This is a genomic window from Microbispora sp. CSR-4, from assembly GCF_008033685.1.
Lineage (GTDB): Bacteria > Actinomycetota > Actinomycetes > Streptosporangiales > Streptosporangiaceae > Microbispora.
Map to the genome: position 1 here is coordinate 1 of NZ_VJVX01000094.1, position 12,766 is coordinate 12,766.

6 protein-coding genes are annotated in these 12,766 nt (G+C 70.3%); 3 read left to right on the forward strand and 3 right to left on the reverse strand.

Annotation, left to right across the window (positions count from 1 at the left end; translation table 11 throughout):
• Nucleotides 1-360: 360 nt before the first annotated feature.
• The gene (locus FLV34_RS41990; protein ID WP_222709771.1) at nt 361-5,862 is read right to left on the reverse strand and encodes a family 43 glycosylhydrolase; all 5,502 of its coding nucleotides are present in this window, start codon (nt 5,860-5,862) and stop codon (nt 361-363) included.
• A gap of 633 nt (nt 5,863-6,495) precedes the next feature.
• Between FLV34_RS41990 and FLV34_RS37425 the strand changes: the two genes are divergently transcribed.
• Together FLV34_RS37425 and FLV34_RS37430 are read left to right on the forward strand one after the other, a co-directional pair.
• Nucleotides 6,496-7,302 (forward strand): SAM-dependent methyltransferase, encoded by an 807-nt coding sequence (locus tag FLV34_RS37425; RefSeq protein ID WP_261986051.1) that lies wholly within the window; start codon nt 6,496-6,498, stop codon nt 7,300-7,302.
• Between the two features lie 608 nt (nt 7,303-7,910).
• Nucleotides 7,911-9,959, forward strand: a complete 2,049-nt coding sequence (locus FLV34_RS37430; protein WP_142652573.1) for a bifunctional aldolase/short-chain dehydrogenase — start codon at nt 7,911-7,913, stop codon at nt 9,957-9,959.
• Nucleotides 9,960-10,140: 181 nt separating this feature from the next.
• On the opposite strand, the gene FLV34_RS42975 is transcribed toward FLV34_RS37430, so the two are convergent.
• Together FLV34_RS42975 and FLV34_RS37440 are read right to left on the reverse strand one after the other, a co-directional pair.
• Nucleotides 10,141-10,275: a hypothetical protein gene (locus FLV34_RS42975; RefSeq protein ID WP_260617564.1), complete on the reverse strand. Its 135-nt coding sequence runs from the start codon at nt 10,273-10,275 to the stop codon at nt 10,141-10,143.
• A gap of 153 nt (nt 10,276-10,428) precedes the next feature.
• The gene (locus FLV34_RS37440; protein WP_142652572.1) at nt 10,429-11,139 is read right to left on the reverse strand and encodes a sulfotransferase family protein; all 711 of its coding nucleotides are present in this window, start codon (nt 11,137-11,139) and stop codon (nt 10,429-10,431) included.
• A 376-nt stretch (nt 11,140-11,515) separates the two neighbouring features.
• On the opposite strand from FLV34_RS37440, the gene FLV34_RS37445 reads away from it, so the two are divergent.
• The coding region (locus FLV34_RS37445; RefSeq protein WP_147945390.1) for a PHB depolymerase family esterase at nt 11,516-12,766 on the forward strand (1,251 nt) is incomplete at its 3' end.

Below are 12,766 nucleotides of genomic sequence, written 5' to 3' on the forward strand. Positions count from 1 at the left end.
CCGGGACGGCGAACGCCGCCACGGCGACCATGGCGACCAAGAGGGTGCCGACAGCCCGCAGAACGGCCAGTGCGGCGAGCAGGGCGGGGGCGCCCTGCGGACGGCTCTTCGGCAACGGGGTCTCTCCTGTCTGGTCGTGAGCGCCCGTTCGCATGGCGGCCGTGCGGTTTCCGGGCGGCATCCGGTCCCATTATGGGCGTATGGCCCCCATTGCGGGCGTCCGGAACACACGCCCAGGTATTCCGGGCCGATAGGGCCGGCCGGGCGGCCGGCCGGCCCCGGGTGGTGCGGTGGCGGCGTCCTCATCGTGAGTTCGCCACCGCTGGCCGGCCGGCGATCGGCTGCCGGCCGGCCACGTCGTCAGCGGCAGCTCGCCGCCGCGTAGCCGGCGTCGTAGGACGAGGTGACCTGCTTGCCGTCGATCGTGGCGGTCGCCTTGACGGTGACCGTGCCGGCGTCGATGTTCCCGGCCCGGGTGTTGAAGGACTGGTACGCCTGCTTGCCCGGAGCCACGTCGGCCACCGTCTTGGACCCGTACGGGGTGGTCAGTGTGATGGTCGCCGGAACGCCGGAGTCGTTGACGGCCGTGACCGCGACGTACGCCGAGCTGCCGATGCAGCGGGAGGACGCGGTGACGGTCAGGGCGACCTCCGGCGAGGAGGCGGCCTCGAACGACCAGGAGTCGACCTCGAAGAGGTCCGCGCCGTCGGGCCCGGCGTACGTGAAGTAGACGTCGTGCACGCCGGTGACGCCGTCGAGCCTGGCGGTCGGCTTCGTCCACTCGCCGAGCGGCGCGTCGACGGGAATGGTCGCGACCACGGGCGAGGTGCGGCCGTCGAGGCGAACCTCGATCTTCCCGCCGGTGGCGAGCGGGCGCACCTTGGCCGTGACCCCGGTGGCGCCCTCCGCGCCGAAGTCGACCTTCGCGAGCGACGTCCAGTCCCCGTTGTCGATGTCGTGCACCACGAGGTTCGGGGCCTGCGCGCCGAACTCCTCCGACCCGCCGTCGATCTTCTTCGTCGCGATGCCCTGCTGCCAGGCGATCGTCTCGGCCTCGATCACCCGGTAGGGGTCGAGGTCGCGGATCTGCTCGACGCCCTTGTAGTCGCCCCGCACTTCCTTGATCGTACCGTCGGCGTTGAAGTCGAGCTTGGCGAGGTGCGGGCTGCGGAAGCCCTGGGTGGCGCCGCCCGTGATGCGGCTGTTGAGCGTCTGGGCGTGATAGGTGAAGTAGTACTGGTCGCCGAGCTTGAACACCGACTGGTGGTTGTTGCCGCCGGCGCCGAAGTAGGTGCCCGGGTTGCGGAAGATGACGCCCTTGTACGTCTCGGGGGTCCACGGGCCCATCGGGCTGTCGGCCATGAGGTAGGCGATGGCACCGGTCGGCGGGCCGTTGGGGTCGATCGGGCCGCCGAAGCCGAAGTTCGACGAGTACGAGTAGTAGTACTTGCCGTCGCGCTTGAACAGGTGGCCGGCCTCGAACACGAGCGGCGCGTCGATGACCTCAGCCGAGCCCTGCGTGCTGATCATGTCGTCGCCGAGCCTGATCACGCGCGTGGACTTCGGGTGGTTGGTGTTCTCGGCGCTGCGCGTCCCGTCGTCGCCACCACCGCCGAAGACGAGGTAGCCCTGGCCGTCGTCGTCGATGAACACGCCGGGGTCGAACAGCCAGTTGATGCCGTTGGACGCGCCCGGCGTCGCGCTCGTGATGAGCAGGTTGCCGCGCTCGTCGTGCCACGGGCCGATCGGCGAGTCGCCGACGATGACACCGGAGCCGCCGCCGTTGTTGGCGAAGTAGAGAAAAAACTTTTCCTTGCCGTCGACGACCTTGCTCTCCATGGCCGGGGCCCACGAGTTGTTCGCGTAACGGGCGACCCCGTTCGGGCCGGCGACGGGGATCTCGCCGTGGTCGACCCAGTTCATGAGGTCGTCGGACGAGATGACCGTGATCGTGTTGATGCTCGCGTACGTGTTGGTCGAGGAGACCCCGGTGGGGCCGGGCTTGTACTCCTGCGTGTCGTTGGTCATGTAGATGTACACGCGGCCGTCGTGGACGAACGCGTTGCCGTCCGCGCCGAACTTGTGCGAGATGAGCGGGTTGCCCTCGCCGGGGTTCTTGCCGAGCGCCTCGATGGTCGTGGACGGCACGAACTCCGTGACGGACACGTCGTCGACCTTGAAGTCCATCAGGTGCGTGTCCGGGGCGGACCCGGGATCCGATGTCCAGGGCGTCTCGATGAACAGCCGCGCGGTCGCGACGCTCTGGCTCGCGGGGATCGTGAACGTGCCCTGGATGAGCCCCCACTGCCCGCGCGCGACCGTCACCGTGCCGACGTTCGTGTAGGTCGCGCCGCCGTAGTGCATGGTGGCGAAGAACTGCTTGGTCGCCGGGCTGTTGGGGTTCTCGTATTTCACCCGCGCCGTGACCGCGTACGTCTTGCCGGCCTGGACCTTGCCGGACAGGTCCTGCATCGGGCCGGATCCGGTCGTCTTGCGGTCGGTGACGAGCACGGCGCCCGAACCGGCGTACGCGTCCGTCGTGGGCGACAGCGTCGCGCCGTCGGTCGAGTTCCCGTTGTTGACGAACCAGCCGGACAGGCCGTCCTCGACCCCGCCGTTCACGATGATGTTCGGGGCGGCGGCCTGCACCGGTCCCGCCGTCGCGGTGACGGCGGCGCCCAGCAGGGCACCGGCCATCGCTATCGCGGCGACCCGTCGCCGGGTCGTCTTTCCAACGCGCTTCGACACGAATGATCTCCTTGACCTGGGACTTCTCCGTGAACACGACGCCCCGAGGAACCGCGCGGACGCGCGCGACGTGTTGTGTGGGGGGGGGGGGCCGGCCGGGCGGCCGACCGGCCCGGGGTGGTGCGGGTGGTGCGGTGGTGCGGGGCCGGCCGGCGATCGGCTGCCGGCCGGCCACGTCGTCAGCGGCAGCTCGCCGCCGCGTAGCCGGCGTCGTAGGACGAGGTGACCTGCTTGCCGTCGATCGTCGCGGTGCCGGTGACGGTCACCGAACCCGCGTCGATGTTCCCGGCCCGGGTGTTGAAGGACTGGTACGCCTGCTGTGCCCGGAGCCACGTCGGCCACCGTCTTGGACCCGTACGGCGTCGTCAGCGTGATCGTCGCCGGAACGCCGGAGTCGTTGACGGCCGTGACCGCCACGTATGCCGAGCTGCCGACGCAGCGGGAGGCGGCGGTGACGGTCAGCCTGACCTCCGGAGAGGCGGTCTTGAGCGTGCCGAGCCGGGCGAGCTGGTAGCTGAGCGCCCGCTCCGGCGCGTCGATCTGGTTCTGGGTGCCGAACTCACCGGCCCGCGCCGCCATCGCGGTGTCGAGCGCGGCCCGCATGTCGGCCCAGGCGTCCGCCGGATAGTCGCGCTCGTCGAGCGTTCCCGCGTGTGCGATCGCCGCGTCGAGGCCGCTCGTGTCGAGGGCCTTGTTCTGCGCGGTCAGCGTGTCGCTGAGCTTGTAGTAGTCGAAGTCGACGTGCCCGCCCTTCTCCTTCGTCGCGTAATCGAACAGGCCGACCCGGTGTCCCATGAAGTGCGAGAGGCTGCCGTCCAGCGTCTGCGGGCCGACGCGGCTGCCCAGCTGGGTCCAGTTCACGCCGTCGAGGCTGTAGTAGAACGTCGTCCACAGCTGCCCGACCGGAGAGCTGAAGTCGAGGTCCGCCTTCACGTACACCTGCGTCGCGTCTCCGAGCGGCACCGTCGTGCCGGGCACGAAGCTCTCGACCGCCGACTGGTCGATGTCGACCGCGAACGGCTGCACGCGGTTGACGACGCCCAGCGTGTTCTGGCCGTCGACGCGCTTGACCGCGACATAGGAGAACCCGCGGTTGTAGGCGGCCAGACCGGCGACGTCGCCGTTCTTCATGCCGGAGATGTCCATCTTGGTCTCGACCGACTGCCGGGGCCCGAACGTACGCTGCGACAGCGTGTTGCGCGCCTCTTCGAACCAGGTCAGCTCGTCGCGGCCGGACAGCTTGGTGTAGACGTACTTGCCGGTGACCACCTTGCCGGTCGTCAGCCGCAGCCAGCCGTCCCGGTCGGTGAGCGACCAGTAGCGGTTGTCGGGGGCGTGGTTCCACTCCCACACCGGGTCGAGCCGTGACCCGTTGGGGGCGATCTCCTCCTCGGACGGGCTCTCGGTCGTCACCGGCTGCCCGACGATCGAGACGTCGTCGACCAGGTAGTCCACGCTCGACGACGCCGGCTGCGGGTTGGCCCACGGGGTCTCGATCGCGAACTTGAAGCTGTCCACGTTGGCCGTCGAGGGGATGGTGTACTGGCCCGTGACGGTCGTCCACTGCCCGGCGGGAACGTTCCCGGACGCCATCGTCTGGACGCCCGTGCCCCAGTCGGCCACGAGGTTGAACCGGATGCTGCTCGGGCCCGAGGTGTACTTGATCTTCGCCGACACGGTGTAGGTCACACCGCGCTGCACCTTGCCGTTGAGGAACTGGTTGGGCCCGGAGCCGTTGAGCGTGCGGTCGCTCACCTTCAGCGCCGCCGATCCCGCGGCCGGGTCGGTGGTGTCGCGGGTGATCGTCGCGCCGTACTGCGTGCCCCACGGGGAGACCGCGTCGGCCTCGAACCCGGGGTTCTGCAGGAGCTCGACGCCGATGAGCGAGTCGTCGTACGAGGGCGGGTCGGGGATCGTCCACTGCTCGTCCATGTACGGCCGGTGCGGCGCGTCGTTGGCGAAGTCGTCGGAGGCGACGAGGCTCTTCTGCCGCTCGAACGTCTCCTCCGCCGGGCTCAGCGTGATCGGCTTGGCGAACGCGCCGCCCACCGGCACGACCCCGTCGGTGCCGAACGTCGGCCAGCCGTCCTGCCAGGTGGCGGGGATGAGCGCCGGGGTGCGCCCGATCGGGAAGTTGTCGCGGAAGAACATGCCATACCAGTCGGTGCCGCCGTCGCGGGAGATCGGCACGAGGCTGCCCTGGGCGAAGCCGTTGGAGTCGAGCACTCCGCGCGCCTCGTAGGTGTTCGAGCCGTCCGCCGACGTGTAGCGGCCGAGCAGGTCCTTCGAGCGGAACATGACGACCTGGCGTCCCTGCCCGGACGGCCAGGTGATGATGACCACGTAGTAATAGCCGTTGATGTGGAAGACCTGGGCGCCCTCGAACAGCCCGCCGATGAACGGCTTTCCGGCGTAGTCGTTCGCCGTGAAGATGTTCGGATAGTCCCTGTCGATGCCCGACATATCCGGCTTGAGGCGTACGGCGCTCGTCCCGCCGGAGCCGTAGAAGATGTACGGCGTGCCGTCGTCGTCGAAGAACAGCGACGGGTCGTGCAGGCCGCGGCCGAGCGGCGTGCGCGTCCACTTGCCGTTCTCGACGTCGTCGGTGCTGTAGAGGTACGCGCCGCCGAGGTTGTTGGTGTTGAAGACGACGTAGAACCTGCCGTCGTGGTAGCGCAGCGACGACGCCCACTGGCCCTGGCCGTAGGAGTTCTGCCCGTTGCGCAGGGAGAACGCGTCGCCGATGTCCGCCCGGCCGAACACGTAGTTGACGATCTCCCAGTTCACCAGGTCGTACGACTTCATGATCGGCGCGCCCGGGCTCAGGTGCATGGTCGTGCTGATCATGTAGTAGACGTCGCGGTGCTCCTTGTTCTCCGCGGCAGGGACGCGCTCCACGCTGATGTCGGGCACGTCGGCATTGGTGATCGGCACGGTGTAGGTGCCGTCGCCCTTGTCGGTCGAGGTGTACGACGGCGCCGGCGACCACCCGGCGGAGGCGTTCGCCACGCCGCCGTGGGCCGCGAGACCGCCGCACACGAGCGCGGCGGCCGTCGCGAGCGAGATCCTCCGCAACCGCCGGGGGACCGCCGGGGATCGGCGATTTTCGGGCACGCGAAACTCCTCTGCTGAGCGATGTCAGGCGATACCTGACGCGAGGGGGTGTGGGATCGGAGTGAGCGGTCGGCTGAGATGCGGCCGGACAGCCGGCCTGCGGAGGGGGGCGTCCGCGGGCCGGCCGGCTGGAGTCCCGGCGGGAGGGGCGCGTGTCCTACCGGTTGTGCCGGGCGGAGAGTGTGGTGTTCACCTCGGGCGCGGGTGGGCGGCCGTGAGGTGATCGCTCGTGGGCGGAGCCGAATATGCGTGGGCGGCCCGGTGCGAAACGTTCCCGTGGAGGGGCGGGGTGAGCCGCGGCGGGGGGACCGCTTCTCATCAAGGAGGCTCCTCGGTTGTTAGCGCTAACATTTCCTGTTGCGGATAGATTGCGGCGATGTTTCGTGACCGTAAGTGGGACGGCGCGCACTGTCAAGAGTGTGAGACGTGCGTCGAGGCCGTTAACGTGCTGTCCCGAAAGCCGGAAAGTTACCGTCTCGGCACGTCAGCGAGCGGTCCCGGACCGCCGGTAACGGATTCGTCGAGCCTCATCCGCTTCGTGCCGGTTCCTGGCCTTGGATGACAAATCGGTGACGTGTCTTCCCTGTCGCGATCAAGGCCGTACGATCATTTATGTACGACGAGGGGAGTGTTGTGGACGAGCGTAAGGCGCCCGCGGGCGTCGACCCGTTTACTCCGAGCGTCGCCCGGATGTACGACTACTACCTGGGTGGCAAGGACAATTTCGCGGCGGACCGCGAGGCCGCGGAGAAGATCATCGAGATCCTGCCCAACCTCCCCGACATCGCCCGGGAGAACCGCGAGTTCCTGATCCGGGCGGTCACGTACCTCGCGCAGCAGGGTATCCGCCAGTTCCTCGACATCGGCGCCGGACTTCCGACGCAGCGCAACGTCCACCAGGTCGCCCAGGAGGTGGCCCCGGAGTCGCGGGTCGTCTACGTGGACAACGACCCCATCGTCCTCGTCCACGCGCGGGCCATCCTGGCCGAGAACGAGCGGGTGCGCGCGGTCGAGGCGGACATGCGCGACACCGAGGCGCTGCTGCGGCACCCGGAGATCCGGGAGCACATCGACTTCTCCCAGCCGCTCGCCGTCCTGCTGCTCGGCGTGCTGCACTTCATCCCGGACGACGACGAGGCGATGAAGATCGTCGCGACGCTCCGGGAGCCGCTCGTGCCGGGCGGCTACCTGGTCGTGTCGCACGGCTCCCTCGGCGAGCTGAGCGACGACCAGGAGGAGGAGGGCCGGAAGGTCTTCAGCCGGACCTCCGTCCCCGGCACCACCTCCCGGTCGTACGACCAGGTCCTCACGTTCTTCGACGGGCTCGACCTGGTCGAGCCGGGAGTGGTGCCGCTGCACGAGTGGCGGCCCGACACCGACTACCCCTTCGTGCGGGAGGGCAAGGCCGGCGCGCTCGGCGGCGTGGGTCGCATCCGCTGACGCCGGCCCACGAGGGAGTGGGCAGGCGGGACTCGGCGTGGTCCCAGGCGCTTCCCCCGCCCCGGGGCCGGTAGGCCCGAAGCGGTTCGCTGCGGCGGACGAGGCCGCGGATGTGATCTCGGGCCGGAGCGTACCGGCGGGTGTCCCGGGCTCGCGCAGCGGCGGCAGATGCCGGGCGGCAGGCCGGCCGGTATGCCAGGTCGTGCGACCAGGCGCGGGCGCGGACGTCGTACAGGCCGGTGGTGGAGGCCGGGCAGCCGCCCGTCGCCGTCGAGCAGGCCGTAGTCGACCGCCCAGGAGTCCACGCCGACCGAGCGCACCGGCCCGGCCGCCCGCAGCCCGTCGAGTACGCCCTGACGTTTCGCCGGCTCCGCCGCCCCTTGCAGGCCGTCCGGTGTTGGCCGGGGGCGGGAGCCGGGGTTGGGGTGCGGGCTCGGGGCCGGGTCGGAGGCCGGGTCGTGATCGGGGGGTCGTGATCGGGGGGACGCGAGCGGGGGCCGGTCTCCGGACGCCCGGCCCGCCGCTGTAGCCTGCCGCGTGCTGTCCGTTTTGTAGCAAATAGTCCTAAAGGTCCAAGTATCGTCCGTGCATGCCTAGGGAGAGATCGCATGACCACGCCGGTTGAGCAGCTGCTCGAACGCGCGCACCTGCTGGGAGCCGACCCCCGGAACACGAACTTCGCCGGGGGCAACGCTTCGGCCAAGGGCACTGCTCTCGACCCGGTCACCGGCACCGGCGTGGAACTGATGTGGGTGAAGGGATCGGGCGGCGACCTCGGCACGCTCACCGAATCGGGCCTGGCCGTGCTCCGGCTCGACCGGCTGCGCGCGCTCACCGGCGTCTACCCGGGTGTCGAACGCGAGGACGAGATGGTCGCCGCCTTCGACCACTGCGCGTTCGGCAAGGGCGGGGCGGCGCCGTCGATCGACACCGCGATGCACGGCCTGATCGACGCGGCGCACGTCGACCACCTCCACCCCGACGCCGGGATCGCCATCGCGGCCGCCGCAGATGGCGAGGAGCTGACCCGGCGCATCTTCGGCGACCGGGTCGTCTGGGTGCCGTGGCGGCGTCCCGGCTTTCAGCTCGGCCTGGACATCGCCGCCGTCAAGGACGCCAACCCCCGGGCCGTCGGCTGCATCCTGGGCGGCCACGGCATCACCGCCTGGGGCGACACCTCCGCGGAATGCGCCGGCAACTCGCTGTGGATCATCCGCACCGCCGAGGCGTACATCGCCCAGCGCGGCAGGCCCGAGCCGTTCGGGCCGGTGATGCCGGGCTGGGAGCCGCTGCCGGAGCGGGCCAGGCGCGAGCGGGCGGCGGAGCTGTTCCCGGTGCTGCGCGGCCTGTGCTCGACCGACGTCCGCCAGGTCGGCCACTACACCGGCACCCCCGAGGTGCTCGACTTCCTGTCCCGCGAGCGGCACGCGGAGCTGGCCGCCCTCGGCACCTCGTGCCCCGACCACTTCCTGCGCACCAAGGTCGCGCCGCTCGTGCTCGACCTGCCCGCCGGCGCGCCGCTGGAGGAGGTGATCTCGCGCCTCGGCGAGCTGCACGCGGCCTACCGCGAGGACTACCGCGCGTACTACGAACGGCACGCCACCCCCGCCTCGCCCCCGATGCGCGGCGCCGACCCGGCCATCGTGCTCGTGCCGGGCGTCGGCATGTTCTCCTTCGGCAAGGACAAGCAGACCGCCCGCGTCGCCGGTGAGTTCTTCCTCAACGCGATCAACGTGATGCGCGGCGCCGAGGCGCTGTCGGTCTACGCCCCGATCGAGGAGTCGGAGAAGTTCCGCATCGAATACTGGGAGCTGGAGGAGGCCAAGCTGCGGCGGATGCCGGCGCCCAAGCCGCTGTCCACCCGGATCGCGCTGGTCACCGGCGGCGGCTCGGGCATCGGCGCGGCCACCGCCCGCCGCCTGGCCGCCGAGGGCGCCTGCGTGGTGGTCGCCGACCGCGACCTCGCCGCCGCGGAGAAGGTGGCCGCCGAGATCGGGGCCCACGCGCATCGTCCCGCCGACGCGGCCGTGGCCGTCCAGGCCGACGTCACCGACGAGGCCCAGGTCGTCGAGGCCGTACGGCAGGCCGTGCTGGCCTTCGGCGGGGTCGATCTGGTGGTCAACAACGCCGGGCTGTCGCTGTCGCGCTCGCTGCTGGAGACCACCGTGGACGACTGGGACCTCCAGCACGACGTGATGGCCCGCGGCTCGTTCCTCGTCTCCCGGGAGACGGCCCGCGTCATGATCGAGCAGGGCATGGGCGGCGACATCGTCTACATCGCGTCCAATAACTCCGTCTTCGCCGGGCGCGACAACGTGGCGTACGGCGCGGCCAAGGCCGACCAGGCCCACCAGGTGCGCCTGCTCGCGGCCGAGCTCGGCGAGCACGGCATCCGCGTCAACGGGATCAACCCCGACGGGGTGGTCCGCGGCTCCGCCATCTTCGCCTCCGGCTGGGGCACCAACCGGGCGGCCGTCTACGGCGTGCCGGAGGCCGAGCTCGGCGAGTTCTACGCCCGGCGCACTCTGCTCAAGCGCGAGGTGCTGCCCGAGCACGTCGCCGCCGCCGTCTTCGCCCTCACCGGCGGCGACCTGTCCCTCACCACCGGCCTGCACATCCCCGTCGACGCCGGAGAGGCCGCGGCATTCCTGCGCTGACGACGCCGCGCTCCCGCGTGATGAAGTAGCGGTCCGCGCGGTGAGCCGGCAGGTCACCGCGAACTCGCTGAGCGCCACCCTGTCGGTCACCGCCGCCCAGCCGACGGCCACGCGGACCCTGACCTGCACCAACGACTCCGCGACCGCGGTCACGCTCGACCTGGCAGCACGAGGGCGCAGATCAGGCGGACGGGCCGGGGCTCCGCCAGAACGGGTCCCTGCCGATGAAACCCACGAGCTTGGTCTGGACGTCCGCATCACCGGGCACCTCGACCCGGGCGCCGAACCGGCCGGAGGCGCGGATGACCCGCTCCATCTGCTCCATCCCGGCGAGCAGCTCGGCGCAGAAGCCGGCGTCGAGCCGGTCGTCCTGGCCGGTGGCCCGGGCGGCCCAGCCCGCGACGGGGGAGGGCGCGTCCCAGGCCCGGGTGCCGCGGACCCGTTCGGTGAGGTGCGCGGCCGTCCGCCGTCAGCCTCCGGGCGCGAAGGGGACGTGGACGCGGCCCTCGGTGTGCATGAGCTCGAACGTCCTGCGGATCGACGCGGCGTCGTTGAGGTGCGGGAACGGGACGTCCGGGGGGGCGGCGACCCCGAGGAAGGCGCACAGCGGTCCCCATCCCTCGCGTACGTCGAAGACCAGGAGCCGTTCGGCGGGAACGGCGGCCAGCACCTCGGCGACATGCCGGTGGTAGGCCGCGACGGCCCGCTCCTCGTCCGGGCTGTGACCGGGCTGCCGGTTTTCCCCGAACAACGACCCGCTGATCCGCTCGAAGAGCGGCCGGAGACTCGTGATCGCGGCGACCACCGGACGGATGGACTCGGGCGCCTCGTCCTCCCGCAGCGGCTCGCGCGGGCCCAGCGAGCCCAGCAGGCGGAAGCTGGCATACCAGCTCTGCGGGTCGCGGACCGTGAGGACGACCTTGGCCTCCGGATACGCCCGTGCCAGCTCCCGCCAGAAGAAGCTGGCGGGCCAGTCCACACAGGAGCGGAAGCCCTCGAAGACCCGGTCCCAGTCGGGTGCCGCCCCGTCCGCGCAGACGGGCAGCCATCGTGCGGCGAGCTCCGGGCGGAGCAGGACCTCGTAGAAGTGATAGCAGGGCCCGAACCCGAGCCGCTCCAGGGCCACCTTCACCGACGTCGTTCCGGTGCGCGGAAGTCCCGCGCCGATGACCTCCAGCATGTCCAGGCTCCTGTCGTCGCCTCCCCCGGCTGTAGACCATGCCCGCGCGCCGGGCGCCGCTCACGCGTCACGCTCACGCGCGGCCGCATGCCGCCCCGGCGATCTGACAACATTTCGGCGTCTTCATGAAACTTTCCAAAGCTCCTCGGCCTCCCAGCGGCAGGGGATGCCTCTGACGTCCTGCTCTTCGCCGCCGCAGAAGTCCAGGTGATCTGCGGGTTGAGTGCCCAGAAAGTTTTAGGCACGCTTCGGAAACATTCACATCGCCGATTCGGTGCGGGTGGGGCATCCACGGCCTGCGAGAAGTACGGGAGCCCGATCCCGGACGCCATGGCCACACCTCCCGGTCGGCGCTACCGGAGGAAGGACAGCGCACGTGAGACGACGCATCGTGGCCCTATTGGCCGCCGTGCTGATGCCCGTGGTCGCGGCGACCACGTTGCTGGTCACCCAACCAGCCGCCGCGGCCTCCCTGACTCGGGTGACCAACTTCGGCAACAACCCGAGCAACCTGAACATGTACATCTACGTGCCGGACCGGGTGGCGGCCCGGCCGGCGCTCCTGGTCGCCGTCCACTACTGCACGGGCACCGCGTCGGCGCTGTACAGCGGATACTTCCGCGACTACGTGAACGCGGCCGACCAGTACGGGTTCATCATCGTGTTCCCCGAGGCCACGCGCAGCGGGCAGTGCTTCGACGTGTACTCGCCCCAGGCGCTGCGGCGGGGCGGCGGCAGCGACCCGGTCGGCATCATCTCGATGGTCGACTACGCCAAGTCGCGCTACAACGTGGACCCCGGCCGCGTCTACGTCAGCGGCGTCTCCTCCGGCGCGATGATGACCAACGTGCTGGCGGCCGAGTATCCGGACGTCTTCACGGCGGGTTCGGCCTTCATGGGCGTCCCGGCGGGCTGCTTCGCCACGAACGACGGCTCCACCTGGAACAGCCAGTGCTCCAGCGGGCAGAGCATCAAGAGCGCCCAGCAGTGGGGTGACCTGGCCCGGTCGATGTACTCCGGCTACAGCGGCTCCTATCCTCGGATGCAGCTGTGGCACGGCACCAACGACACGACGCTGGCCTACCCGAACTTCGGCGAAGAGATCAAGCAGTGGACCAACCTCCACGGTGTCAGCCAGACGCCCGTGTCCACCGACAGCCCCTCGTCGGGCTGGACCCGCACCCGGTATGGCAACAACGGCACCCAGCCTCCGGTCGAGGGCATCAGCGTCTCCGGTCAGGGCCACTCGCTGCCCCTCAACGGCATGATCAGCTACGCGATCAACTTCCTCGGTCTCAACAGCACCACGCCGAGCTCCCCGTCGCCGTCCCCGTCGCCGTCCCCGTCCCCGTCTCCGTCTCCGTCGCCCACGCCGCCGAACAGCCCGTCGCCGAGCCCGTCGGCCACCCCTGGCGGGTCGCCGGCCACCACGCTGGGCGCCGCCGCGGCCCGCACCGGTCGTTACTTCGGCACCGCGATCAGTGCGAACAAGCTGGGCGACTCGCAGTACACCACGATCGCCAATCGTGAGTTCAACATGATCACGGCCGAGAACGAGATGAAGATCGACGCGACTGAGCCGAACCAGGGTCAGTTCAACTTCACCAACGCCGACCGGATCTACAAC

Coding starts and splice junctions, on each gene's coding strand:
- FLV34_RS42975 (WP_260617564.1), bottom strand. CDS start 10,275: ATGGAGCGGGTCATCCGCGCCTCCGGCCGGTTCGGCGCCCGGGTCGAG.
- FLV34_RS37440 (WP_142652572.1), bottom strand. CDS start 11,139: ATGCTGGAGGTCATCGGCGCGGGACTTCCGCGCACCGGAACGACGTCG.
- FLV34_RS37430 (WP_142652573.1), top strand. CDS start 7,911: ATGACCACGCCGGTTGAGCAGCTGCTCGAACGCGCGCACCTGCTGGGA.